At 60.3% G+C, this 23,502-nt stretch carries 23 protein-coding genes; 11 read left to right on the plus strand and 12 right to left on the minus strand.

From position 1 onward, the window contains the following. The first annotated feature begins 183 nt into the window (after positions 1 to 183). Complete coding sequence (locus ACM6IN_RS09610; RefSeq protein WP_108226966.1) at positions 184 to 1,296, plus strand: M14 family metallopeptidase; 1,113 nt, start codon at positions 184 to 186, stop codon at positions 1,294 to 1,296. A gap of 205 nt (positions 1,297 to 1,501) precedes the next feature. Continuing rightward, positions 1,502 to 2,218, plus strand: a complete 717-nt coding sequence (locus ACM6IN_RS09615; RefSeq protein ID WP_095113625.1) for an alpha/beta hydrolase — start codon at positions 1,502 to 1,504, stop codon at positions 2,216 to 2,218. Here the strand turns inward: ACM6IN_RS09615 and ACM6IN_RS09620 are convergent. Next, the gene (locus ACM6IN_RS09620; protein ID WP_007915061.1) at positions 2,208 to 2,765 is read right to left on the minus strand and encodes a hypothetical protein; all 558 of its coding nucleotides are present in this window, start codon (positions 2,763 to 2,765) and stop codon (positions 2,208 to 2,210) included. The two genes, ACM6IN_RS09615 and ACM6IN_RS09620, sit on opposite strands and share 11 nt — an antisense overlap. A gap of 84 nt (positions 2,766 to 2,849) precedes the next feature. Beyond that, the gene (locus ACM6IN_RS09625; protein WP_414915867.1) at positions 2,850 to 3,623 is read right to left on the minus strand and encodes a hypothetical protein; all 774 of its coding nucleotides are present in this window, start codon (positions 3,621 to 3,623) and stop codon (positions 2,850 to 2,852) included. 147 nt (positions 3,624 to 3,770) lie between these two features. Between ACM6IN_RS09625 and ACM6IN_RS09630 the strand changes: the two genes are divergently transcribed. After that, the gene (locus tag ACM6IN_RS09630) at positions 3,771 to 4,307 is read left to right on the plus strand and encodes a chalcone isomerase family protein (RefSeq protein ID WP_007915066.1); all 537 of its coding nucleotides are present in this window, start codon (positions 3,771 to 3,773) and stop codon (positions 4,305 to 4,307) included. 71 nt (positions 4,308 to 4,378) lie between these two features. Further along, positions 4,379 to 5,698, plus strand: a complete 1,320-nt coding sequence (locus tag ACM6IN_RS09635; RefSeq protein WP_095113623.1) for an Nramp family divalent metal transporter — start codon at positions 4,379 to 4,381, stop codon at positions 5,696 to 5,698. A 130-nt stretch (positions 5,699 to 5,828) separates the two neighbouring features. On the opposite strand, the gene ACM6IN_RS09640 is transcribed toward ACM6IN_RS09635, so the two are convergent. Continuing rightward, positions 5,829 to 6,932, minus strand: a complete 1,104-nt coding sequence (locus ACM6IN_RS09640) for a cytochrome P450 (RefSeq protein ID WP_414915868.1) — start codon at positions 6,930 to 6,932, stop codon at positions 5,829 to 5,831. A gap of 79 nt (positions 6,933 to 7,011) precedes the next feature. Between ACM6IN_RS09640 and ACM6IN_RS09645 the strand changes: the two genes are divergently transcribed. From ACM6IN_RS09645 to ACM6IN_RS09655, 3 genes are all read left to right on the plus strand, one after another. After that, positions 7,012 to 7,770 (plus strand): ArsR/SmtB family transcription factor, encoded by a 759-nt coding sequence (locus ACM6IN_RS09645; protein ID WP_414915869.1) that lies wholly within the window; start codon positions 7,012 to 7,014, stop codon positions 7,768 to 7,770. Positions 7,771 to 7,917: 147 nt separating this feature from the next. Beyond that, positions 7,918 to 9,138: a putative DNA modification/repair radical SAM protein gene (locus tag ACM6IN_RS09650; RefSeq protein WP_134176637.1), complete on the plus strand. Its 1,221-nt coding sequence runs from the start codon at positions 7,918 to 7,920 to the stop codon at positions 9,136 to 9,138. Further along, the gene (locus tag ACM6IN_RS09655; protein ID WP_007915072.1) at positions 9,135 to 9,959 is read left to right on the plus strand and encodes a TIGR03915 family putative DNA repair protein; all 825 of its coding nucleotides are present in this window, start codon (positions 9,135 to 9,137) and stop codon (positions 9,957 to 9,959) included. Before ACM6IN_RS09650 ends, ACM6IN_RS09655 begins: the two co-directional genes overlap by 4 nt. Before the next feature lie 298 nt (positions 9,960 to 10,257). On the opposite strand, the gene ACM6IN_RS09660 is transcribed toward ACM6IN_RS09655, so the two are convergent. From ACM6IN_RS09660 to ACM6IN_RS09680, 5 genes are all read right to left on the minus strand, one after another. Continuing rightward, positions 10,258 to 11,277 (minus strand): branched-chain amino acid aminotransferase, encoded by a 1,020-nt coding sequence (locus ACM6IN_RS09660; RefSeq protein WP_007915073.1) that lies wholly within the window; start codon positions 11,275 to 11,277, stop codon positions 10,258 to 10,260. Between the two features lie 245 nt (positions 11,278 to 11,522). Next, positions 11,523 to 12,896, minus strand: coding sequence for a dihydrolipoyl dehydrogenase (gene lpdA, locus ACM6IN_RS09665; RefSeq protein ID WP_414915870.1), 1,374 nt, complete (start codon positions 12,894 to 12,896; stop codon positions 11,523 to 11,525). Positions 12,897 to 12,903: 7 nt separating this feature from the next. Continuing rightward, a complete protein-coding gene (locus ACM6IN_RS09670) occupies positions 12,904 to 14,175 on the minus strand; it encodes a dihydrolipoamide acetyltransferase family protein (protein WP_123376674.1) in 1,272 nt (423 codons plus the stop codon). Continuing rightward, on the minus strand, positions 14,176 to 15,234 hold the full coding sequence (locus tag ACM6IN_RS09675) for an alpha-ketoacid dehydrogenase subunit beta (protein ID WP_003224000.1): 1,059 nt from the start codon (positions 15,232 to 15,234) through the stop codon (positions 14,176 to 14,178). A gap of 1 nt (position 15,235) precedes the next feature. Beyond that, a complete protein-coding gene (locus ACM6IN_RS09680) occupies positions 15,236 to 16,471 on the minus strand; it encodes a 3-methyl-2-oxobutanoate dehydrogenase (2-methylpropanoyl-transferring) subunit alpha (RefSeq protein WP_007915086.1) in 1,236 nt (411 codons plus the stop codon). A gap of 185 nt (positions 16,472 to 16,656) precedes the next feature. Between ACM6IN_RS09680 and bkdR the strand changes: the two genes are divergently transcribed. Beyond that, positions 16,657 to 17,145, plus strand: a complete 489-nt coding sequence (bkdR, locus tag ACM6IN_RS09685) for a Bkd operon transcriptional regulator BkdR (RefSeq protein ID WP_007915088.1) — start codon at positions 16,657 to 16,659, stop codon at positions 17,143 to 17,145. A gap of 2 nt (positions 17,146 to 17,147) precedes the next feature. Here bkdR and ACM6IN_RS09690 read toward each other — a convergent pair whose 3' ends face one another. Then, positions 17,148 to 18,002, minus strand: coding sequence for a tyrosinase family protein (locus tag ACM6IN_RS09690; RefSeq protein WP_007915089.1), 855 nt, complete (start codon positions 18,000 to 18,002; stop codon positions 17,148 to 17,150). 125 nt (positions 18,003 to 18,127) lie between these two features. Beyond that, positions 18,128 to 18,991: an MBL fold metallo-hydrolase gene (locus ACM6IN_RS09695; protein WP_414915871.1), complete on the minus strand. Its 864-nt coding sequence runs from the start codon at positions 18,989 to 18,991 to the stop codon at positions 18,128 to 18,130. A 91-nt stretch (positions 18,992 to 19,082) separates the two neighbouring features. On the opposite strand from ACM6IN_RS09695, the gene ACM6IN_RS09700 reads away from it, so the two are divergent. The 3 genes from ACM6IN_RS09700 (at position 19,083) to ACM6IN_RS09710 (ending at position 21,558) form a co-directional block, all read left to right on the plus strand. Next, on the plus strand, positions 19,083 to 19,424 hold the full coding sequence (locus tag ACM6IN_RS09700; RefSeq protein ID WP_007915092.1) for an ArsR/SmtB family transcription factor: 342 nt from the start codon (positions 19,083 to 19,085) through the stop codon (positions 19,422 to 19,424). Between the two features lie 79 nt (positions 19,425 to 19,503). Then, a complete protein-coding gene (locus tag ACM6IN_RS09705; protein ID WP_414915872.1) occupies positions 19,504 to 20,748 on the plus strand; it encodes an FAD-dependent oxidoreductase in 1,245 nt (414 codons plus the stop codon). Positions 20,749 to 20,757: 9 nt separating this feature from the next. Next, positions 20,758 to 21,558 carry a sulfite exporter TauE/SafE family protein gene (locus ACM6IN_RS09710; RefSeq protein WP_007915096.1) on the plus strand — a complete coding sequence of 267 codons (801 nt, stop codon included), beginning with the start codon at positions 20,758 to 20,760 and terminating at the stop codon, positions 21,556 to 21,558. 116 nt (positions 21,559 to 21,674) lie between these two features. On the opposite strand, the gene ACM6IN_RS09715 is transcribed toward ACM6IN_RS09710, so the two are convergent. Next, positions 21,675 to 22,955 (minus strand): TRAP transporter large permease, encoded by a 1,281-nt coding sequence (locus tag ACM6IN_RS09715; RefSeq protein ID WP_095113615.1) that lies wholly within the window; start codon positions 22,953 to 22,955, stop codon positions 21,675 to 21,677. Further along, positions 22,955 to 23,482 (minus strand): TRAP transporter small permease, encoded by a 528-nt coding sequence (locus ACM6IN_RS09720; RefSeq protein WP_123376678.1) that lies wholly within the window; start codon positions 23,480 to 23,482, stop codon positions 22,955 to 22,957. The genes ACM6IN_RS09715 and ACM6IN_RS09720 overlap by 1 nt, the downstream gene beginning before the upstream one ends. Positions 23,483 to 23,502 lie beyond the last annotated feature (20 nt).

Below are 23,502 nucleotides of genomic sequence, written 5' to 3' on the forward strand. Positions count from 1 at the left end.
CCGTAGAAAAAAGTGGCCCCGTTTGCGCGGTGGCCACTTTTTTTGCGCCCATGATTTATCCTGTTTCACACATTTCCCATGTAGGAGCTGCCGAAGGCTGCGATCTTTTGACTTTGTTTGTGAAAAACAAGATCAAAAGATCGCAGCCTTCGGCAGCTCCTACAGAAACATCGGAGTCTTCCCATGCAACGCATCGACCATGTTCTGCCCTGGAGCCACTTGGGCAGCGAGCGCTCGCTCAGCGTGTTCCGCTACGGCGCGGGCACCCGCAAGGTGTACATCCAGGCCAGCCTGCACGCCGATGAACTGCCGGGCATGCGCACCGCGTGGGAACTCAAGCAACGCCTCAATGAGTTAGAGCAGCAAGGCCGTTTGCAGGGCGTGATCGAATTGGTGCCGGTGGCCAACCCGATCGGCCTCGATCAACACGTGCAAGGTGCGCACATGGGCCGTTTCGAACTCGGCAGCGGCAAAAACTTCAACCGCGCCTTCGTCGAACTCAGCGCGCCGGTCGGGGCGTTGATCGGTGAGCGTCTGGGCGCTGATGCCGAGGCCAACGTCGCGCTGATCCGCCAAACCATGGGTCAGGTCTTTGATGAATTGCCGGCACCGGCGTCGCAACTGGAAGCCCTGCATCGCTTGCTGTTGCGCCATGCCTGCGATGCCGACATCACCCTCGATCTGCATTGCGATTTCGACGCGGCGATTCACTTGTACGCACTGCCGCAGCACTGGCCTCAGTGGCAATCGCTGGCGGCACGCTTGAAGGCCGGCGTGGCGCTGCTGTGTGAAGATTCCGGCGGCAGTTCGTTCGATGAATCCTGCTCGACGCCGTGGCTGCGTCTGGCGCGGGCATTCCCTAACGCTGCGATTCCGGCGGCGAATCTGGCGACCACGCTGGAACTGGGCAGCATGGGCGACACCCGGGTCGATCAGGCGCAGGCCAATTGTGAGGCGATCCTCGGTTTCCTCGCGGAGCAGGGTTTCATCAGCGGCGAGTGGCCGGCGGCGCCAAGCGAGTGCTGTGAAGGCCTACCGTTCGAGGGCACCGAATACCTGTTCGCGCCGCACCATGGCGTGGTGAGTTTTCTGCGCAATGCTGGCGAGTGGGTGGAGAAGGGTGATGCGCTGTTTGAGGTGGTCGATCCGTTGCAGGATCGCGTGACCACCGTGCGCGCGGGCACCAGTGGCGTGCTGTTTGCGCTGGATCGCGGGCGCTACACCGAGCCGGGGATCTGGCAGGCGAAAGTGGCGGGGCGGGTGGCGTTTCGGACGGGCAAGTTGACCAACGACTGATGGATCTACGCTGGGTTCACTGGCCTCATCGCTGGCAAGCCAGCTCCCACAGTGATTGACGGTGTTCACAAACATTGTGTTCACACAAATCCTGTGGGAGCTGGCTTGCCAGCGATGGCGGCATCGACAGCACCACCGAATTTGGATCTTCGCCGCAGGATGTTAGGCTCCCCCCCGAACCCGACACTCCGTGAAGGAAGGCTCTATGTTGAAGGTCTTTGCTCTCTTGACCCTGCTGGCGTCCACTGCTGTGCAGGCGCAAACCACGCTGCAATCCGATCTGCCGCTCAAGTACCTCGAACTGGTTCACGCCGATGCCGAACCGCGGCCGCTGGTGATTTTCCTGCACGGCTACGGCAGTAACGAAGCCGATCTGATCGGCATGAAATTTCAGCTGCCGGCGCAATACAACTACCTGTCGGTGCAGGCGCCGCTGTCGCTCGGTGAAGGACGTTTCCAGTGGTTTCGCAAGAAAGGCGAAGGCGCCTACAACGGCGAGACCGATGATCTGAAGGTCAGTGGCCAGAAGCTGCGCGACTTTATCGCGCAAGCAGCGAAGAAATATCACACCACACCGGACAAGGTGTACCTGATCGGTTTCAGCCAGGGCGCGATGATGACCTACGAGGTCGGGCTGCGGCCGCCAGTGGCGGTCGGCGGGATCGCGGCGTTGAGCGGGCGTTTATTGCCAGTGTTGAAGGCTGAACTCAAAAGCGAACAGCAGCCGTTGCCGCTGAACATCTTTATCGGCCACGGCACCGCCGATGATCCGGTGCCGTATAAGAACGGCACCGAGGCCAACGCTCAGTTACAGAAACTCGGTTATAAACCGCAGTTCCATGCCTATCCCGGCGTCGGCCACAGCATCAGTGCGGCCGAGCTGCGCGACTTGAACGGCTGGTTGCAGCAGCTCAATCCTTGAGGATGGTTTTCACCAGGGCATCGTGACCCTTCTTGTCGCTGGCGCGGGAGATCACCTGCACCAGCGCCATCTTCGTGCCGGAGCCGGCCATCAGCGTGGTGTTGAGGGTCTGGCCGCCGCCCTGGGTGGCGGTGCTGTCGACCTGACGCAAGCCAAGGCCGGTGCCTTTCTGGGTCAGGCTCTTTTCGCTGAGCTTGTTGAAGTCCGGCAGCGCTTTGCGCTGGTCTTCGATGAAGCTCGACACGCTGCCGTCGAGGAACTGGCCGTCGTTGTCCTTGACGTGCTGGCCTTCGGGAATCTTGTTCTCAGCGGTAATGACCACGGTTTTTGTGGCCTCGTTGGTGTACATCGTGCCCGTGGTCCCGCTCGGGCTGGTCGGCAGCGGGTCGGCGACGAAACCTTTAGGCAGTACAAAAGTGAATTTGCCATCGAGCATCGAGACTTTCTCGGTGCCGGCATTTTTCTTGGCCGCTTGCGCGTGGAGGGCGCCGAAACCGGCGAGGGCCGCCACCAGCAGGACGACGGCTTTTTTGCTCAACAATGACATGTGAATCTCCGGTGGATGGTCGCGCGAGGCGGGCGATCATCCCACGGAGGGGGCCGGGCGTTCCAGCGCGAATGATCCGAGTGGTTATTGCACCTGCGCTTTCGCCAGCGGACGGGCCAACAGGCGTTTGGTCACGCCGAGCATGGCCACCGACACTGCGACACCGACGGCGAATCCACTCAGCCCCATGCTTGGCAAGGTCAGCGCCGAGACCAGACAAAACGCCGAAAACGAATACATGCCGGTCGCCGTCGCCCGTAACAATGCAGCGGTAAATGCCGGGCCGCGCGTTTGTTGCGAGAACACCGCCATGACACTGCCGAGCACCGGAAATACCGCGAGCAAACCGCTCCAGCGCTCGCCGACGGTGCTGGCGAGCATCGTCACCACCATAGTCAACGCGGCGCCGGCGATCATCCGCCAGATCAGTTTGTCCGACTTCGGCGCCGTGCCGCTGAGCACCGGTTGCACTGTGGGAAACAGATAAGGCGATGCCAGCAACGCAATCGCCGCCGCCGCCACGGAAAAAGGCAGTGACGCCGGAATCAGCGACAACACCCCAGCAATCACGGCCCACACCGTCAGCGACGCCGTCAGCGCCAACGGCCAGTTCGCCCGTTGCGCGACCTGCGCGTAGGTGATGCAGAACGCAATCATCGCGAACATCGCCGATAACGCCGCCACCGCCGACTGCGCGGCAAACCCCGGACCCTGCTCGATGGCGAGGAAAAACAGAATCGGCCCGACCACCACCGGCAACCCCGACAGCCACCCGGCCACGCTCGGCCCCCAGCGTTTGCCCGCCAGGGAAATCAGCAGCAGAAAACCGGGAATCAGCAGCAGTTTGAGGATCAGCACGCAGGAGTCTCCATCCGTTGAAGGTTCGCCACGTTAGCATTGTCGATCGGCGATTGCTGCCTATGTGCGCAGTTTTTGTATACAAAGTGTCGGGGGCAATACCCGACTATGCTCTGATTATCAGGGCTTGCCGGAGTCGATAACGCGATGAACAGAACACCGAAGGTGTTGCGCGGATGTTGCGGCATCGGTTTGTGGGCGTTGTTGCTGACGCCGACCTGGGCCAATTGGCAGGACGCGGTGCCCGGCGCGCAGATCATCGGTACCGGCGATTTCAGTGTGTTCGGTTTCGATGTCTACAACGCGCGCCTGTGGAGTGCCGCGCGGCCCCTGGTCGACGGCCAGCCGTTTGCGTTGGAGTTGATTTACCGCCGTAACATTTCTCGCGACGATCTGGTCAAGGCCAGCGTCGATGAAATCAAACGTCTGGCCGGTGCCCGCGTCAGCCCGGCGCAATTGGCCGGGTGGCAGGTACAGATGCAGCAATCGTTCGTCGATGTGCAGGCTGGCACGCGGATTACCGGCGTGTATTTGCCGGGGCAGGGCGCGCGGTTTTTTGTCGGCCAGCAATTGCAGCACGAGATTGATGATCCGCTGTTTGCCCGGGCGTTTTTCGATATCTGGCTCGATCCGCGCACACGCAATCCTGAGCTGCGCGAGCAGTTGTTGGGGGTGAGTCGATAGATTCTTTTGCGCTTCAAGGCTGTGGCGGAAACCTCTAAGCTGCGTCTTTCGACTTGTTTCTGGATGTGTGCGTGAAATTCAGCTTGCCCAAAATCGCCACCGCGCCGTTTTGCCCGCCGGAAGTGGCCGGCAGTGTTGCGGTTGATCCCAATGCGTCGTTCTTCAAACGCGTGCTGCGTTTCGCCGGCCCCGGGTTGCTGGTGTCGATCGGTTACATGGATCCGGGCAACTGGGCCACCGCCATCGAGGCCGGTTCACGCTTCGGTTACAGCCTGTTGTTCGTGGTGTTGCTGGCGAGTCTGGCGGGCATGGTCGTGCAGTGCCTGTGCTCGCGACTGGGCATCGCCACCGGGCGCGATCTGGCGCAGCTGTCCCGCGAGCGCTACAGCACACCGACCGCGCGCCTGCAGTGGGTGTTGGCGGAAATCTCGATCATCGCCACCGATCTGGCCGAAGTGCTCGGCTGCGCATTGGCGTTCCACTTGCTGCTTGGTTGTTCGTTGACCTTCGGCATTGCCCTGACGGCGTTCGACACCTTGCTGGTGCTGGCCCTGCAAAATCGCGGTTTCCGCAGACTGGAAGCGATCATGCTGGTGCTGGTTGCAACCATCGGCGTGTGTTTTTTCGTTGAACTGTTGCTGATCAAACCGTACTGGCCCGACGTCGCCCAGGGTTTCAAACCGTCGCTGGCGGCGATTGGCGAGGCGGCGCCGTTGTACCTGGCGATCGGTATTCTCGGCGCGACGGTGATGCCGCATAACCTTTATCTGCATACCTCGATCGTGCAGACGCGGATGATCGGCAAGGACCTGGCAAGCAAGCAGGATGCGGTGAAACTGGCGCGCATCGACACCATCGGTTCGCTGGCCTTGGCGTTGCTGGTCAATGCGGCGATCCTGATTCTCGCTGCGGCGGCGTTTCATCAGTCCGGGCACACCGACGTGGTGGACATTCAGGACGCCTACCACTTGCTCGATCCGCTGGTCGGCGGTGCGCTGGCCAGTGTGTTGTTCGGCGTGGCGTTGCTCGCGTCGGGGCAGAGTTCGACCTTCACCGGTACCATCGCTGGCCAGGTGATCATGGAGGGTTACCTGAATCTGCGGATTCCGTGCTGGCAGCGACGCTTGATCACTCGCGGGCTGGCGTTGATTCCAGCGTTTATCGGCGTGTGGCTGATGGGCGATAACGCGATTGGCAAGTTGCTGGTGCTGAGTCAGGTGGTGTTGAGTCTGCAGTTGCCGTTCGCCTTGTATCCATTGATCCGCATGACCAATGATAAAAAGCTGATGGGGCCGTTTGTGAACCGCTGGCCAACCCGGGTGCTGGCCTGGGGGTTGTTTGTGGTGATCAGCGGCGCTAATAGCTGGTTGATTTTGCAGTGGGCGGTTTGAGCCAGCATTTGCAGTGACTGGGCTGGCCTCTTCGCGAGCAGGCTCGCTCCCACAATTGCTATCGGGTGACCACAATAGTGCGCACATCCGATAACCCTGTGGGAGCGAGCTTGCTCGCGAAGGCGGACTGTCAGGCGCCCACGTCGCTGAGCAGCGGAATGCGCCCATTGAGCGAAGGCTTGTAGTGCCAGTTCAGGCGATTCAGATCGGTACCGTTTTCGAGTATTTCCCTCACCGTCGCCCCGGCAATGCTCATCGCCAACGCTTGCCCCGGACACTGATGCCGACCACTGCCAAAACTGAAACTGCGGCGGTTGGCGCGCTGTGGCACAAATTCCTCCGGTCGTTCGTTAAGCGCCGGATCACGATTGGCCGAGGCCAGTAGCACCAGAATCACATCGCCTGCTTCGACCCGCACACCGGCAATCTCACAGGACGCGGCGACAAAGCGCCGGGTGTTCTGTACGGGCGGGTCGAAGCGCTGCACTTCGCTGAGCAGCGCCTCAATGGATTCGCCGTGCAGTGCTGGCTGACGACGTAGCGCCAACAACGTGTTGCCGATCAGGCCGGCGCAGGCTTCGAACGTCTGCGAGCAGAGGCCGATCAGGTTGGCGATCAGGGTTTCTTCATCGCCGCTAAAGCGCTGCTGGATCGCGCCGAGAAAATCGCTGGCAGGTTCGGCGAGCAGTTCGATGAAGTAGCCGCGCAGGTGTTCGGCCGCCGCATCTGCTGCGGCCAATTGCAGGTCGTTGCTCAACGGCGACAGGCAGGCGACGAAGTCCGCCGTCAATTCACTGATCGCCCGCGCTTGCGCAGGGCTGAAACCCAGTAGCGCCGCGACCACGCACACCGGGCCTCGAAACATTGCCTTGTACACACCGTCGGCGTCCGCTGTGATCAGCCGCGTGGCAACCAGTCTGTCGACGGCCTCAAGGTCGAGCGCGGCCAACTCAGGCTCAATCGCAGAACGCGGGCAGCGCTGGCGCTCACCGTCATTCATGCGCATCAATTGGCCGAAGACCTTGCCAGCCATGCCTTTTGCAATCGCTTTGGGTACGGGTTCTTGCGCCGGACGCACCCGACAATCGGCGTGGGCCAACACCGCAGACACCGCGCGGGCGCTGCTGGCGACCCACAGTTTCAACTCCGGATGAAACGTCAGCCCACCTGCTGCGCGCAGTTCGGCGTAGTAGGGATAAGGATCGACTTGCGTTGCGGCGCTGATCGGGTTCATGGTTTGCATCCTTGTCGGCGGGGAAAGTGTTGCTACTATCTCCACTGCGCAACGACGACGATTCGTCCGGGAGCGAACTATGCACGCAGAACATCAAGACATCGGCGTATCGCAGGTGGCTGCCGCCATCGCCGAGCCGGCGCGGACCAAAATTCTCTGTTCGCTGATGGACGGCCACGCCCGCACCAGCACTGAATTGGCGACGATCGCCGAAGTCAGCGCTTCTACCGCCAGTGTGCACTTGGCGAAACTCAAGGACCTGGCCCTGCTGCGCCTGCATGTGCAGGGCCGCCATCGTTATTACAGCCTTGCCGATCAGCGCGTGGCGCAGGCGCTGGAAGCGTTGATGGTGATTGGCCAGAACGCCGCGCCGACGTTCAAGCCTCACACCCCGGATCGCCTGCAATTCGCGCGCACCTGCTATGACCATATGGCCGGGACGCTGGCGGTGATGCTGCATGACCGCTTGATCGCAGCCGGTTGGCTGGTGGCAACCGACGAGCAGGCGTATCGCTTGAGTGACAGTGGCGAGGCGTTGTTTCTTGGTTTGGGAATAGACGTGCAGGATTTGACGACGCTGCGCCGCAAATTTGCCTGCCCGTGCCTGGACTGGAGCATGCGCCGGCCGCATCTCGGTGGCTCGCTAGGCGCGGCGTTGTTGCAGACCGCGTTGAAGCGCAACTGGGTGACCCAGGATCTGGACAGTCGGGCGCTGGCGTTGACGGCGCTGGGGCGCAAGGAGATCAGCGCGCGGTTTGGTGTTGAGTGGCCGGTAGACGGGCAGATCAAAAGATCGCAGCCTTCGGCAGCTCCTACAGGAGTTGCGTACACCCGATAAATCTCGACCCTACCCAATCCATGTAGGAGCTGCCGAAGGCTGCGATCTTTTGATTTTCAGCTTCTGACCGACGAGGGGCGCATCTGCCACCTTGTATCACCGCAGACGACCCTATACTGTATATGCAAACAGTATAGAGCCCGCGCTATGCAAATCATCGACAAGCTGAGCATCCTCGCCGACGCCGCCAAGTACGACGCCTCCTGCGCGAGCAGCGGCGCGCCCAAGCGCAGCTCCGAGGGCAAGAGCGGGCTGGGTTCGACCGATGGCATGGGCATCTGTCACAGCTACACGCCGGACGGGCGCTGCGTGTCGTTGTTGAAGATTCTGCTGACCAATTTCTGCCTTTACGATTGCCAGTACTGCGTCAACCGCCGCTCCAGTGATGTCCCGCGCGCACGCTTCACCCCCGAAGAAGTCGTCGCGCTGACCATGGATTTCTACCGGCGCAACTGCGTCAGCGGGCTGTTCCTCAGTTCCGGCATCATTCGCTCGGCAGACTACACGATGGAGCAACTGGTGCGGGTGGCGAAGCTGCTGCGCGAAGAGCATGAGTTTCGCGGGTACATCCATCTCAAGACCATCCCCGAAGCCGATCCGGCATTGATCGAAGAAGCAGGGCGCTACGCCGATCGCTTGAGCGTCAACATCGAACTGCCGACCGATGCCAGCCTGCAAGTGCTGGCGCCGGAGAAGGACATCAAGTCGATCAAGCAGGCGATGAACACCATCTACACCGGCGTGCAGACCGTGTTGAACGAACCGCGCTCGGCGAAATTCGCTCCAGCCGGGCAGAGCACGCAATTGATTGTCGGCGCCGACGACACTGATGACAGCACCATCCTCCACAGCGCCCAGGCCTTGTACGGCAACTTCCGTCTGCGCCGGGTCTACTATTCGGCCTTCAGCCCGATCCCCGACAGCCCGAAAAGCGTGCCGCTGGCCGCGCCGCCGCTGATGCGCGAGCACCGTTTGTATCAGGCCGATTTTCTCCTGCGCAGTTACGGCTACAGCGCTGATGAATTGCTCAAGGGACCGGGCAATCTGGCGTTGGACATCGACCCGAAACTGGCTTGGGCGTTGCAGAATCGCGAGGTGTTCCCGCTGGATCTGAACCGTGCCGAAGCCTCCTTGATCGCGCGTATTCCCGGTATCGGCTTGCGCACCACCGAACGTCTGGTCGAGCTACGTCGCCAGCGGCGCATTCGTTACGAAGACGTCGCGCGCATGCGCTGCGTGCTGGCCAAGGCCAAGCCGTTCATCATCACCAGCGACTACCACCCGCAGCAGGCCGAGGTCACCAGCCATATGCTCTATCAGCAATTGCGCGACCGGCCGATGCCGCAGCAGATGGGGCTGTGGGGATGATCAATCTTGATTGCGACGATTTGTTCGACACGTGGCGCCAGCAGGCGCGCTGGCTGCTGAGCCATGAAGTCGATCCGAGTCTGGTGAGCTGGGCTTCGCAAGGCGTGGCTGATCTGTTTGCCAGTGATGAGCCGGTGCCTGAAGGGCAGGGGCCGTTTATGGCGAGAATCCCACGTGCACTGATCGACACCTTGGAACAAGCCTCACGCTATCGCGGCGATCAACGCTGGAGCCTGTTGTATGAAGTGTTGTGGCGCGTCAGCCACGGCGACCGCACGGCGATGATGGCCGGTGACAAACTCGGCAGTGAGTTGCAGCGACGGATCAAACAAGTGAATCGAGAAGCCCATCATCTGCATGCGTTTGTGCGTTTCATCGAGCGGCCGTCATCCAGCGCGGGTCCGCAATACGTGGCGTGGCATGAGCCGGCCCACGACATACTGCACAGCGCCAGTGAGCATTTCATCGGGAGGATGGGCCGGCATCGCTGGTTGATCGCCACGCCGCGCGATGGGGTTTATTACGATGGCGAGCAACTGATCCATCAGCGTCAATGCCCGCTGGAATGGCAGCAGTTGGCGCAGAATGTCGACGATCCTCATGGGGATCTGTGGCTGACCTATTACAGCCACATCTTCAATCCGGCGCGGTTGAACGAGAAGGTCATGCAGGGGCATTTGCCGGCGCGGTTCTGGAAGAATTTGCCGGAGGGGGAGTTGATTCCAGGGTTGATTACGCAGGCGCGGATGGGCAAGCAGCAGAATGGGCAGGCGAGTGGGATTGCCAGTCGCGCAGGTAAACGGATTGCCTTGAAGAGCTAAGAGCTTACCCTCACCCCAGCCCTCCCGAAACGTCGGACCGCCCGTAGGGAGAGGGGGCCGACCGAGGTGTTCTCGCGTACTACATCGACCTGAACGATCAAGTCGAACTCAGGTTTTGAAAAGCACAAAAATCGCCTCCCTTTCCCCCTCGCCCCCCTGGGGGCGGTCCGACGTTTCGGGAGGGCTGGGGTGAGGGGGAAAGAATCTCAAGCACGCCACAAATACTGCGCCAAGCGCCATAAAAAAGCCCCCCACCAATCACTCGGTGGAGGGCTTTTCTACATAAGCAGCCGTCAGATCAAACCTTGACGATCCAACCCGCTGGCGCTTCGATGTCGCCGGTCTGCACGCCAGTCAGCTCTTTGTAGAGCTTCTGGGTCACAGGACCCACTTCGGTCTCGCTATGGAATACATGCAGATGGTCGTTGTAGCTGATGCCGCCGATCGGCGTGATCACCGCAGCCGTACCGCAAGCGCCGGCTTCCTTGAAGTCCGACAGCTTGTCGATCAGCACGTCGCCTTCAACCACTTCCAGGCCCAGACGGGTCTTGGCCAGTTCGATCAACGACAGGCGGGTGATGCCTGGCAGCACCGACGGCGAGTTCGGGGTGATGAACTTGTTGTCGTGGGTGATCCCGAAGAAGTTGGCCGAGCCGACTTCTTCGATTTTGGTGTGGGTCATCGGATCGAGGTAGATCGCGTCGGCGAAGTTGGCTTTCTTCGCTTTCGAGCCCGGCATCAGACTGGCGGCGTAGTTGCCGCCGACCTTGGCTGCGCCGGTGCCTTGTGGGGCGGCGCGGTCGTAGCTGGAGATCTGGAAGTTGTGCGGGGTCAGGCCGCCCTTGAAGTAGGCACCGACCGGAATGCAGAAAATCGAGAAGATGAACTCGGGTGCGGTGCGCACACCGATGTTGTCACCGACGCCGATCACGAACGGACGCAGGTACAGCGCGCCGCCAGTACCGTATGGCGGGATAAAGCGCTCGTTGGCGCGAACCACGGCTTTGCACGCTTCGATGAACTGCTCGGTGTCGACCGTCGGCATCAGCAGACGCGCGCAGCTGCGTTGCATGCGCAGGGCGTTCTGGTCCGGGCGGAACAGGTTGATCGAGCCGTCCTTGCAACGATAGGCCTTCATGCCTTCGAAGCACTGCTGGCCATAGTGAAGGGCCGTCGAGCCTTCGCTGATGTGCAGCACGTTATCTTCGGTCAGGGTGCCTTTGTCCCACTCGCCATCGCGAAAGTACGACAGATAGCGCTTGTCGGTCTTGATGTAGTCAAAACCCAGCTTGTCCCAATTGATGCTTTCGTTACCCATGACACCCTCTATCACTGAACAACCGTCGAAACGGTTCAAGGCTTCTGACGTTTTTTGGATGGGCACAACAATACTTCATTCTTGAGCGGTTTCGCAGCCGGAATTCGCTCCACTGATCGTTCCCACGCTTGATCGTTCCTACGCTCTGCGTGGGAATGCCTCATCGGACGCTCCGCGTTCGGCTTTTGGGACGCAGAGCGTCCCCGGCTGCATTCCCACGCAGAGCGTGGGAACGATCAACGCAGCTACAGGTGCAACGCATGCCCGAGGGCACGCAACGCCGCTTCCTGCACCGCTTCACCCAAGGTCGGATGCGCATGAATGGTGCCGCCGATGTCTTCCAGCCGCGCGCCCATTTCCAGGCTTTGCGCAAACGCTGTCGACAACTCCGACACGCCAACGCCCACAGCCTGCCAGCCAACAATCACATGATTATCCCGACGAGCGACCACGCGCACGAAGCCGCTTTTCGACTCCAGCGTCATCGCCCGACCATTGGCGGCGAACGGGAAGCTGGAAACAATGCAGTCCAGATCCGCAGCTTTAGCCTCGTCCGGCGTCTTGCCGACCACCACCAGTTCCGGGTCGGTGAAGCACACGGCAGCGATGGCGGTCGGGTTGAACTCGCGGGTTTTGCCGCTGATCAATTCGGCAACCATCTCGCCTTGGGCCATGGCGCGGTGGGCCAGCATCGGCTCGCCGCTCAGATCGCCGATGGCGTAAACGTTGCGCATACTGGTCTGGCAGCGGCTGTCGATCTTGATCGCCGAACCGTTCATATCCAGATTCAGCGCTTCGAGGTTCCAGCCCTGGGTATTCGGTTTGCGGCCGACGGCGACCAGCACCTGATCGGTTTCCAGGTTGAGGGTTTCGCCCTCAGGGTCGCGCACCTGCAACGTGCCATCGAAACCCAGCACGCTGTGTTTCAAATACAACTTAACGCCCAGTTGCTTCAACGCGTCATGCACCGGTTGCGTCAGCTCCGCATCATAGGCCGGCAAGATACGATCCTGCGCCTCGACCACACTGACCTCGGCGCCAAGCTTGCGATAAGCAATGCCCAGTTCCAGACCGATGTAACCACCGCCAACTACGACGAGGCGTTTCGGCACGGATGTCGGCGCCAGCGCTTCGGTGGAGGAGATGATCGGCCCGCCAATCGGCAGGATCGGCAGATTGACGCTGGTCGAACCGGTGGCCAGCACCAAGTGCTCGCACTGGATGCGCGTGTCGCCGACATCCACGGTTTTACCGTCGATGACTTTGGCCCAGCCATTGATGACCTGAACCTTGTTCTTTTTCAGCAAGGCAGCGACGCCGGTGGTCAGGCGATCAACAATGCCGTCCTTCCACTCGACGCTTTTAGTGATGTCGAGGCTCGGCGCGGCAACGCTGATGCCCAGCGCCGAATGCTGGCTGTGGTGCTGGGTCTGGTGAAACTGCTCAGCCACATGAATCAGCGCTTTCGACGGGATGCAGCCGATGTTCAGGCAGGTGCCGCCCAGCGATTGGCCTTCGACCAGAATCGTTGGAATGCCCAGTTGCCCGGCGCGGATCGCCGTCACATAACCGCCAGGGCCGCCGCCGATGATCAGCAGCGTAGTGTTCAGAGATTGCATGCGCGCCTTACTCCACAAACAAAGTGGCAGGTTGTTCGATCAAGCCACGAATGGCCTGGATGAAGAGGGCCGCGTCCATGCCGTCGACCACGCGGTGATCGAAGGAACTGGAGAGGTTCATCATCTTGCGGATCACCACCTGGCCTTTGACGACCATCGGCCGTTCGACGATTTTGTTGACGCCGACGATCGCCACTTCCGGCAAGTTCAACACTGGCGTGCTGACAATACCGCCCAATGCACCGAGGCTGGTCAGGGTGATGGTCGAGCCGGACAATTCATCGCGGCTGGCCTTGCCATTGCGTGCGGCGTTGGCCAAACGCGAGATTTCCGCGGCGCTGTCCCACAGGCTGCGCGCTTCGGCATGACGCACCACCGGCACCATCAGGCCAACATCGCTTTGCGTGGCGACGCCGACATGCACCGCACCGAGGCGGGTGATGACCTGGGCTTCGTCGTCATAACGGGCGTTCATCTGCGGGAAGTCGCGCAGGGCCACAACTAGAGCGCGGACGAGGAACGGCAGCAAGGTCAACTTGCCACGGCTGGCGCCGTGTTTTTCATTGAGATGCGCGCGCAGTTCTTCAATCGCGGTGACGTCGATTTCTTCGACGTAGCTGAAATGCGCGGCACGCTGGTTAGCGTCCTGCATGCGCTGGGCGATCTTGCGGCGCATGCCGATGACTTGAATCTGTTCTTCGTCGTTACGTTGGGCGTAAGCGGCGGCGACTGGTGCTGAAACGTTGGACTGACCTTGTGCCAGATAGGCTTCAAGGTCTTCGTGCAGCACGCGACCGGCCGGGCCAGTGCCGCGTACCAGGCGCAATTGAATCCCCAGATCCAGCGCGTGTTTGCGCACGGCTGGCGAAGCGAGCGGGCGTTCGTCCGCTTCACGAGCAACCATCGGGCCTTGGCAAACAGCAGCCGGACGCGGGGCGGCTGGAGCAGGTTTACTTTCAACAACAGCTTCAACTTTCGGCGCCGCAGGTGCTTCTTTGACCGGCGCGGGTGCGGCGGACTCTTTCAAGTTACCGGCACCTTCAACCTCAATGCTGATCAGCACACTGCCAACCGCCATCACCTCACCCGGCTGACCGCCGAGCGCAATCACTTTCCCGTGCACTGGCGACGGAATATCGACCATCGCCTTATCAGTCATCACATCCGCCAGCACCTGATCTTCAACCACCAGATCGCCAACCTTGACGTGCCACTGCGACAGTTCTACTTCTGCGATGCCTTCGCCGATGTCCGGCATCTTGATAACGTGCGTGCCCATTCAGACCTCCATAACCCGTTTCAGCGCTGCGCCCACTCGGGACGGCCCTGGGAAATACGCCCACTCCTGCGCGTGCGGGTAGGGGGTGTCCCAACCGGTGACGCGTTCGATCGGCGCTTCCAGGTGATGGAAGCAATGCTCTTGCACCAGCGACACCAGTTCGGCGCCGAAACCGCAGGTGCGGGTGGCTTCGTGAACCACCACGCAGCGGCCGGTTTTCTTCACCGATTTGACGATGGTTTCCAGGTCCAGCGGCCACAGGCTGCGCAGGTCGATGACTTCTGCATCCACGCCGCTTTCTTCGGCAGCGACTTGCGACACGTAAACGGTGGTGCCGTAAGTCAGCACGGTGACGTCCTTGCCCGGACGGGTAATCGCCGCGACGTCCAGCGGCACGGTGTAGTAGCCGTCCGGAACCTGGGCTTGCGGGTGTTTCGACCACGGCGTTACCGGGCGGTCGTGGTGGCCATCGAACGGGCCGTTGTACAGGCGTTTCGGCTCAAGGAAGATCACCGGGTCATCGTTTTCGATGGAGGCGATCAGCAGGCCTTTGGCGTCATACGGATTGGACGGCATCACCGTGCGCAAGCCGCACACCTGAGTGAACATCGCCTCGATACTCTGGCTGTGGGTCTGACCGCCATAGATGCCGCCGCCGCATGGCATGCGCAGGGTCATCGGTGCGGTGAACTCGCCAGCCGAGCGATAACGCAGGCGCGCCGCTTCGGAAATGATCTGGTCGGAGGCGGGGTAGACGTAGTCGGCGAACTGGATCTCGGCGACCGGACGCAGACCGTACGCGCCCATGCCGACGGCCACGCCGACGATGCCACTTTCCGAGATCGGTGCGTCGAATACGCGGGAGGTGCCGTACTTGGTCTGCAGGCCCTCGGTGCAACGGAACACGCCGCCGAAGTAACCGACGTCCTGACCGAACACCACGACATTGTCGTCACGCTCAAGCATCACATCCATGGCCGAGCGCAGGGCCTGGATCATGGTCATGGTGGTCGTGGTCATAGCGGTTTCCAACTGAATATTGTTGTTGTGATCGTTCATGTCAGATCCCCAACTGCTGACGCTGGCGCTTCAAGTGCTCCGGCATCTCTTTGTAGACGTCTTCGAACATGGTCGCGGCGCTTGGAATCTGGCCGCCGGCGAGGGTGCCGTACTGTTCGGCCTGTTTCTGCGCGGCAATCACTTCGGCTTCGAGCTCGGCGCTGACGGCAGCGTGCTCTTCGTCAGACCAGTGACCGACCTTGATCAAGTGTTGCTTGAGGCGGGCGATCGGGTCGCCGAGCGGGAAGTGGCTCCAGTCATCGGCCGGGCGGTATTTCGACGGATCGTCGGAGGTCGAGTGCGGACCAGCGCGGTAGGTGACCCATTCGATCATGGTCGGGCCGAGGTTGCGGCGGGCGCGTTCAGCGGCCCAGGCAGAGGCGGCATAAACTGCGTAGAAGTCGTTGCCATCCACGCGCAGCGAAGCGATGCCGCAACCGACGCCGCGTCCGGCGAAGGTGGTGGCTTCACCACCGGCGATGGCCTGGAAGGTCGAAATCGCCCATTGGTTATTCACGACGTTGAGGATCACCGGCGCACGATAAACGTGAGCGAAGGTGAGGGCGGTATGGAAGTCCGATTCGGCGGTGGCGCCGTCGCCGATCCATGCCGAGGCGATTTTCGTGTCGCCCTTGATCGCTGAGGCCATGCCCCAGCCGACGGCCTGAATGAACTGGGTCGCGAGGTTGCCGGAGATGGTGAAGAAACCGGCTTCCTTGACCGAGTACATGATCGGCAACTGGCGGCCTTTGAGCGGATCGCGCTCGTTGGACAGCAGTTGGCAGATCAGGTCGACCAAAGGCACTTCGCGGGCCATCAGAATGCTTTGCTGGCGATAGGTCGGAAAGCACATGTCGTCGATGTTCAAGGCCAGGGCCTGAGCGCTGCCGATGGCTTCTTCGCCAAGGCTTTGCATGTAAAACGACATTTTTTTCTGACGCTGGGCGACCACCATGCGGTTGTCGTAGATGCGCGTCTTGAGCATGGCGCGCATGCCTTTACGCAGAATCTCGACCGGCACGTTTTCGGCCCATGGGCCGAGGGCGTTGCCCTGATCGTCGAGCACGCGAATCAGCCCACGCGCCAGGTCGGCGGTGTCGGCAGGTTCGACGTCGATGGAAGGTTTGCGCACCGTACCGGCATCGGTCAGATGCAGGTAGGAAAAATCGGTTTTGCAGCCTGGACGGCCCGAGGGTTCAGGGACGTGCAGACGCAGCGGTTCATACGCTTGGGTCATGGCTTCTACGCTCGATCTTGTGAATTTCTTGTAGTGAGCTGGCAGTCATTCTTCGGTAGAAGAAATCTTGTCCTACAACAATCATAGGCCCGGGCAAGAAGAATATTTATCTCTGTTTCGTTGCGCTGGAGACGATTTGCAGATAGAAATTCTGCATAAACATAAAAAACAGGTGGTTTTGTCTCATGCGCAAACTGGACCGTACCGACATCGGCATTCTCAACAGCCTTCAGGAGAATGCGCGCATCACCAACGCCGACCTCGCACGCTCGGTAAACCTGTCACCAACGCCGTGCTTCAACCGGGTCAAGGCCATGGAAGAATTGGGCCTGATTCGCGAGCAGGTCACGCTGCTGGATGCTGATCTGCTGGGGCTGCATGTGAACGTGTTCATTCACGTCAGCCTGGAAAAGCAGGTTGAGGAAGCGCTGCAGCATTTCGAAGAGGCGATCTCCGATCGCCCGGAAGTGATGGAGTGCTACCTGATGGCCGGAGACCCGGATTACCTCATCCGGGTCCTGGTGCCGACGATTCAGTCGCTCGAACGCTTCATGATGGACTTCCTCACCAAGGTTCCCGGTGTGGCGAATATCCGATCGAGCTTTGCGCTCAAACAGGTGCGCTACAAGACTGCATTGCCCTTGCCAGCGAACGGCCTGACGTTAGGTAACTGAAGTCAGATGTAGTCATATCGGTAATCGAGTTCCGCGGTATAGAGGGTTTGTTGGACGGTAAAGGTTTGCTCCCAGGGCGCCAGTTCATTGGCCGGATGAAAGACCAGCACGGTTTCGTTGGTGGCCGAGCCAGCCTCATTGGTAAAGCCTGGGGTTCCAGCATGCTGATGTTTCCAGCGCTCCCACAGCAAGTCGAGGTAGCAGTGGTGCAGGAAGAATATCGGATCGTTGGGTGAGGAGGCTTGTGCCATGCTGCCGCCAATCCAGGCATGTACCGGATTGTGCAAAAGGCTTTCCGAAATGTTTTCCCAGCCGCTTTCATTCATCCAGTAAGGCGTTCTGTTCAGGGCCGAAATAACATCCAGCGGGGTGGGCAGTGCGCCGCTTGCCCCCAGATTTCGACGAATGCCGGTGTTGCCAACGCCCTCGTCCCAGACCCTGACATCGAATTGCGAGTGCTCCCTGGAAAACGCGCCGCTGGTGACACGCTGATCTTGCAGGTTGTCACCGTTTGACCCCATGAAGTCCGAGGTGAAGGGGTTGTCCGCTCCGGTCAGTTGCCAGTTCCAGTAGGGCAGGGTGATGGTCGTGTCACTGGCGGCGGACTGCAGGGCCAGTTCGAACTGGCGAATCAGAACTCGATGCCACGGATAGAACAGCGGACTCAGATGCGGATTGGGTACCAGCGGATTGCCCCGGCCCATCGAATTCTTGTGGATCTGCACAAAGTCATCGTAGCGGCTCTGCTGTCCGGGGCGCAGGACGCTGTCGACGTTGTTTTTCAGCCTCAGGATGGCATCGATGAATGCGGATTTCTGTTGCGCGGTCATGTCACGGTGATTACGACGAATATCCATATTGCGAAAACTCCATTGAATGTTTGCCCAATGGAGTCTGCTCGCTTACAGGATTTTCACCAGTTCATCACTGTCGCCAGTGTTCGTAGGAAAAATAATCCTGCAATGGGGCGGGTGGTTTTTTCCTATAGGGAATTGAGCGGAATCTTCAGGTAAACCACACCGTTTTCCTCCGCCGGTGGCAAATTCCCCGCTCTCACATTGACCTGAATCGCTGGCAGCAGCAGCGTCGGCATGCCCAGCCCGGCGTCACGTTTTGTGCGCATCTCGACGAACGCTGCCTCATCGATGCCGTCGTGCACATGAATATTGCTCTTGCGCTGTTCGCCGACAGTGGTCTGGCACTGCGCGTCGCGGCCCTCGGGCGGGTAATCGTGGCAAACGTAGAGTTTCACGCTGGCCGGGAAGGCCAGTATTTTGTGAATCGAGTTGAACAGCTGATGGGCGTTGCCGCCGGGGAAATCGCAGCGCGCGGTGCCGACATCCGGCATGAACAGGGTGTCGCCTACCAAAATCTGCTCGCCATCGATCAGATAGGCCATGTCAGCCGGTGTATGCCCCGGCACATGCAGGGCAGTGGCTTTGAGATTGCCGATCCTGAATGATTCGTTCGGCGCGAACAGGTGATCGAACTGCGAGCCGTCAACGCAGAACTCAGGCTCCAGATTGAACAGCGCCTTGAACACGTTCTGCACTTTGCTGATCGATTCGCCAATGGCGATTTTCCCGCCCAGCTCTCGGCGCAGATACGGCGCGGCGGACAGGTGATCGGCGTGGGCGTGGGTTTCCAGCAGCCACTGCACTTGCAGGTTGTGGGCGCGAACGAAGGCGATGATTTTGTCGGCCTGGGCGGTGCAGGTGCGCCCGGCGGCGCCGTCGTAATCGAGTACCGGATCGACGATTGCACATTGCCCGCCGTCGGCTTCATAGACCACATAGCTGTAAGTCGAGGAGGCGGGGTCGAGGAAAGCTTCAATCTGCGCGGGCATGGACACCAACCTGAACGAGGAAAATGGGTTGCAACACTTTATCTAAAAACATAATGTTCGCAGCTTAAGTGACCTTGAAGGCATCGTGCAAATGCAATCCAGTCTGACCGAATGTGAAGTCGCCCAACTGCGCGCTTCGGCCTCCAAGGCCTGCGCCTTGCTCAAGGCCATGGCCAATGAGGATCGCCTGCTGATCCTCTGTCAACTGACCCAGGGCGAACGCAATGTCGGCGAACTGGAAAAGATGACCGGTGTGCGCCAGCCGACGCTGTCTCAGCAATTGGGCATCTTGCGTGACGAAGGCCTGGTCGCGACCCGTCGTGAAGGCAAATACATTTTTTACGGCCTTGCCAGTCCGGAAGTCATTCAGGTCATGAAAACTCTCTCCGGACTGTATTGCGGGGCAGTGCTGAAAAGTCTCGGCCATCAATAAATGCCAGCCAACACACAACCCCTACAATGGATTTGTGTGAAGGCTGAGAAATCCTTGCGTGCAGCAAAAGGAACAAGCAATGAACGATCAACACTGGGGCCCATCCATCAGTGCGGACATCGTGGTCATCGGCGGCGGTACGGCCGGTATCGGTTTCGTCGCCAGTCTGCTCAAACGTGATCCGGCTCTGAACGTTACCGTGATCGAACCCAGCGCCCAGCATTACTATCAACCGGCGTGGACGCTGGTCGGCGGTGGTGCCTACGACGTCAAAGACACCGCACGGCCGATGAACAAGGTCATGCCAAAGCAAGCGAACTGGCTGCAAGCGGCAGTCACCGCGATCGACCCGGACAAACGCCAACTCACCCTCAATGATCAACGTACCGTCAGCTATCAGAACCTGATTGTCTGCCCCGGCCTGCGTCTGGCCTGGGAGAAAATCGAAGGTTTGCAGGAAAGCCTCGGCCAGCACGGCGTCACCTCCAATTACAGCTATCAGCATGCGCAGTACACCTGGGATCAGGTGCAGAAACTTCGCGGCGGCAAAGCGCTGTTCACCCAACCGGCGATGCCGATCAAATGCGCCGGCGCGCCGCAAAAGGCGCTGTACCTGTCCTGCGATCACTGGCGTAAAAACGGTGCGCTGAACAATATCAATGTCGAATTCAACCTGGCCGGCGCCGCGCTGTTCGGTGTGGCGACGTTTGTTCCGCCGTTGATGAAGTACATCGAAAAGTACAACGCGCAGTTGGCGTTCAATTCGAATCTGGTCAAGGTCGACGGCCCGGCGAAAACCGCGTGGTTCGAGATCAAGGATGCCGATGGCAATGTCATCCGCGAGGCGAAAACCTTCGATCTGCTGCACGTCGTGCCGCCGCAGGTTTCGCCGGATTTCATCGCGCAAAGTCCTTTGGCTGACGCGGCTGGCTGGTGTGAGGTCAACCCTCACAGCCTGCAGCACCCGCGTTACTCCGAAGTGTTTGCACTCGGTGATATCTGCGGCACGAGCAACGCAAAAACCGCCGCAGCGGTGCGCAAGCAAGTGGTGGTGGTCGCGGAAAACCTGCTGGCCCTGCGCAAGCAACAACCGCTACCGCTGAAGTACGACGGCTACGGCTCCTGCCCGCTGACGGTGGAGAAGGGCAAAGTGATCCTCGCCGAGTTCGGTTATGCCGGTAAGTTGCTGCCGACCTTCCCGATAGACCCGACAGTGGCGCGGCGTTCGGCGTGGTTTCTCAAGGCGTCGCTGCTGCCGTGGTTCTACTGGAACGGCATGCTCAAGGGCCGCGAGTGGCTGACTGGTCTGTCCAAGGTTGACTGAGAAAACCCTATGTTGCTGGCAAGTCTGTTTGGCGTGGTGATGGGGTTGGTCCTTGGCTTGACCGGGGCCGGCGGCGGGATTCTTGCGGTGCCGGCGCTGGTGCTCGGGCTTGGCTGGACGATGACGCAAGCGGCGCCGGTGGCGCTGTTTGCGGTCGGCAGTGCGGCGGCGGTCGGTGCCATCGACGGCCTGCGTCATGGCCTGGTGCGCTATCGCGCGGCGTTGTTGATTGCGGCGTTGGGTGCGGTGTTCTCGCCGTTGGGAATCTACTTCGCGCACCAGTTGCCGGAGAAAATCCTGATGATCCTGTTCAGTCTGCTGATGGTCATGGTGGCCTGGCGCATGCTGCGCCGCGAGCGTCAGCAGGAGGGGCCGAGCGATCACGGTCACGCCAGTTGGGGCCAGAAGAACTGCATGCTCAATGAACAAACCGGGCGCTTTGACTGGACCGCCAAATGCACCGCAACGTTGGCTGCGTTAGGCGCAATTACCGGCGTGGTGTCCGGATTGCTCGGTGTCGGTGGCGGCTTTTTGATTGTGCCGGCGTTCAAGCAACTGACCGATGTGCAGATGCGCGGGATTGTTGCGACGTCGTTGATGGTGATCAGTCTGATTTCGGCAATCGGGGTGATCGGCTCGTTTCACGCCGGTGTGCGAATTGACGGGCAGGGCGCGGCGTTCATCGTCGCCAGCATTGTCGGCATGATCATCGGCCGTAAGCTCTGCGCGCGCGTGCCGGCGCGGGCGTTGCAGGTGGGTTTTGCCAGTGTCTGTCTGGTGGTGGCGGGGTATATGTTGTTGCGGGCGTGAGTATTGGAAGATCAAAAGATCGTCCGATCGCGGCCCGAGCCTTCGGCAGCTCCTACAGGGATTGCGTTTCCCTGTAGGAGCTGTCGAGTGAAACGAGGCTGCGATCTTTCAGGTTGTTACAACACCAAGTGCGGCAACCACAGCGAAAGTGCCGGCACGTAAGTCACCAGCATCAACACCAGGAACAGCACGGCATAGAACGGCAGCAGCGCCTTCACGGTGCTCTCGATACTGACCTTGCCCACCGCCGAACCGACAAACAGCACCGCACCCACCGGCGGCGTTATCAGTCCGATCCCCAGGTTCACCAGCATGATCATGCCGAACTGCACTGGATCCACGCCGATGCCGAGAATCACCGGCATCAGGATTGGCGTCAGGATCAGGATCAGCGGCGCCATGTCCATCACCGTGCCGAGCAACAGCAGCATGACGTTGATGCACATCAGGATCACGTAGCGGTTGTCCGACAGGGTCAGGAACAGCGTGGTGATCTTCGCCGGGATCTGCATCAGGGTCATGATGTAGCCGAAGCTCGCGGCGAAACCGATCAGGATCATCACGATCGAAATCGTCCGCACTGTGCGGTGCATCAGTTTCGGCAGTTCGCGCCACTTGTAGTCGCGGTAGATGAACATGGTGACGAAGAACGACCACAGCACGGCGATGGCCGCCGATTCGGTAGCGGTGAAGATGCCGGACAGGATGCCGCCGAGGATGATCACCATCGCCATCAGGCCCCAGAGGGCTTCGCCGACGATTTTCAACGCCTGGCGCATCGGGATCACTTCACCTTTGGGATAATCGCGTTTTCTCGCGAAAATCAGGCACAGCACCATCAGGCAGGCACTCATCAGCAAGCCCGGCACGATGCCCGCCATGAACAGCGAGGCAATCGAGACCGTGCCGCCGGCGGCCAGGGAGTAAAGCACCGAGTTATGGCTGGGCGGGGTCAGCAGCGCTTGCACCGAACCGCTGACAGTCACGGCGGTGGAGAAATCCCGTGGATAGCCCTTGCGTTCCATTTCCGGAATCAGCACCGAACCCACCGACGCGGTGTCGGCCACCGACGAACCGGAGATCGCGCCGAAAAAGGTCGAGGCGACAATGTTGACCAGTGACAGACCGCCGCGGACAAAACCCACCAGCACCCCGGCACACGCCACCAATCGACGCGACATGCCGCCCTCGGCCATGATCGCCCCGGCCAGGACGAAGAACGGAATGGCCAGCAGCGAGAATTTGTTCACCCCCGAAGCGACCTGGATCATTACCGCCTGGAACGGAATGTCGATCCACCATGCACCGATCAGCGCGGCCGCGCCGAGCGCGTAGGCGACCGGCATGCCGATCAGGATCAATACGATAAAACTGCCCAGCAGAATCAGAGCGTCCATTAAGCGGCACCTTCACTTTCTTCAACCAGATCGAACTGCACGACCCGCCGTTTGCTCTGGTCACCGAGCAAGAGTTTTTCCAGCACGAAAACCAGCGTCAGCAAGCCGCCCACGGGAATCGGCAAGTAGGTCACGCCAACGCGCAGATCGGGCAGGGCTGCCATGAACTGGTTCCAGGTGGACATGCACAGCTTGGCGCCCCAGATCGTCATGAAGATGCAGATCGCCGCCATGAGCAGTTGGGAAAAAATCGCCGCCGCGGATCTCACGTGCGCTGGCATGCGATCGGTGAGCATGGCCACGGCCATGTGCGCGCCGGCGCGGTAACTGGCGGCGGCACCGATGAAGGTAAACACCATCATCAACAGGATCGCCGTGGGCTCGGGCCAGCTCGAACCGGTGCCCAGCACGTAGCGGGCGAACACGCCCCAGGGAATCATCAGGGAAATCGCCAGGACGGAAAGGCCGGCGACCCAGATGCACGTCATGTAGATCTTGTCGTTGATACGCAGCAGTAGATTCTTCATCGGGTTCCACCGTAACCGGG

This window comes from Pseudomonas sp. IT-P395, assembly GCF_949767675.1.
Taxonomy (GTDB): domain Bacteria; phylum Pseudomonadota; class Gammaproteobacteria; order Pseudomonadales; family Pseudomonadaceae; genus Aquipseudomonas.

Excerpts from the sequence above, each read along its gene's own strand:
- ACM6IN_RS09610 (WP_108226966.1), top strand. The coding sequence starts at position 184 with ATGCAACGCATCGACCATGTTCTGCCCTGGAGCCACTTGGGCAGCGAG.
- ACM6IN_RS09615 (WP_095113625.1), top strand. The coding sequence starts at position 1,502 with ATGTTGAAGGTCTTTGCTCTCTTGACCCTGCTGGCGTCCACTGCTGTG.
- lpdA (WP_414915870.1), bottom strand. The coding sequence starts at position 12,896 with ATGCAATCTCTGAACACTACGCTGCTGATCATCGGCGGCGGCCCTGGC.
- bkdR (WP_007915088.1), top strand. The coding sequence starts at position 16,657 with ATGCGCAAACTGGACCGTACCGACATCGGCATTCTCAACAGCCTTCAG.
- ACM6IN_RS09630 (WP_007915066.1), top strand. The coding sequence starts at position 3,771 with ATGAACAGAACACCGAAGGTGTTGCGCGGATGTTGCGGCATCGGTTTG.
- ACM6IN_RS09680 (WP_007915086.1), bottom strand. The coding sequence starts at position 16,471 with ATGACCCAAGCGTATGAACCGCTGCGTCTGCACGTCCCTGAACCCTCG.
- ACM6IN_RS09660 (WP_007915073.1), bottom strand. The coding sequence starts at position 11,277 with ATGGGTAACGAAAGCATCAATTGGGACAAGCTGGGTTTTGACTACATC.
- ACM6IN_RS09670 (WP_123376674.1), bottom strand. The coding sequence starts at position 14,175 with ATGGGCACGCACGTTATCAAGATGCCGGACATCGGCGAAGGCATCGCA.
- ACM6IN_RS09640 (WP_414915868.1), bottom strand. The coding sequence starts at position 6,932 with ATGAACCCGATCAGCGCCGCAACGCAAGTCGATCCTTATCCCTACTAC.
- ACM6IN_RS09700 (WP_007915092.1), top strand. The coding sequence starts at position 19,083 with ATGCAATCCAGTCTGACCGAATGTGAAGTCGCCCAACTGCGCGCTTCG.
- ACM6IN_RS09710 (WP_007915096.1), top strand. The coding sequence starts at position 20,758 with ATGTTGCTGGCAAGTCTGTTTGGCGTGGTGATGGGGTTGGTCCTTGGC.
- ACM6IN_RS09690 (WP_007915089.1), bottom strand. The coding sequence starts at position 18,002 with ATGGATATTCGTCGTAATCACCGTGACATGACCGCGCAACAGAAATCC.
- ACM6IN_RS09720 (WP_123376678.1), bottom strand. The coding sequence starts at position 23,482 with ATGAAGAATCTACTGCTGCGTATCAACGACAAGATCTACATGACGTGC.
- ACM6IN_RS09715 (WP_095113615.1), bottom strand. The coding sequence starts at position 22,955 with ATGGACGCTCTGATTCTGCTGGGCAGTTTTATCGTATTGATCCTGATC.
- ACM6IN_RS09645 (WP_414915869.1), top strand. The coding sequence starts at position 7,012 with ATGCACGCAGAACATCAAGACATCGGCGTATCGCAGGTGGCTGCCGCC.
- ACM6IN_RS09695 (WP_414915871.1), bottom strand. The coding sequence starts at position 18,991 with ATGCCCGCGCAGATTGAAGCTTTCCTCGACCCCGCCTCCTCGACTTAC.
- ACM6IN_RS09655 (WP_007915072.1), top strand. The coding sequence starts at position 9,135 with ATGATCAATCTTGATTGCGACGATTTGTTCGACACGTGGCGCCAGCAG.
- ACM6IN_RS09620 (WP_007915061.1), bottom strand. The coding sequence starts at position 2,765 with ATGTCATTGTTGAGCAAAAAAGCCGTCGTCCTGCTGGTGGCGGCCCTC.
- ACM6IN_RS09650 (WP_134176637.1), top strand. The coding sequence starts at position 7,918 with ATGCAAATCATCGACAAGCTGAGCATCCTCGCCGACGCCGCCAAGTAC.
- ACM6IN_RS09675 (WP_003224000.1), bottom strand. The coding sequence starts at position 15,234 with ATGAACGATCACAACAACAATATTCAGTTGGAAACCGCTATGACCACG.
- ACM6IN_RS09705 (WP_414915872.1), top strand. The coding sequence starts at position 19,504 with ATGAACGATCAACACTGGGGCCCATCCATCAGTGCGGACATCGTGGTC.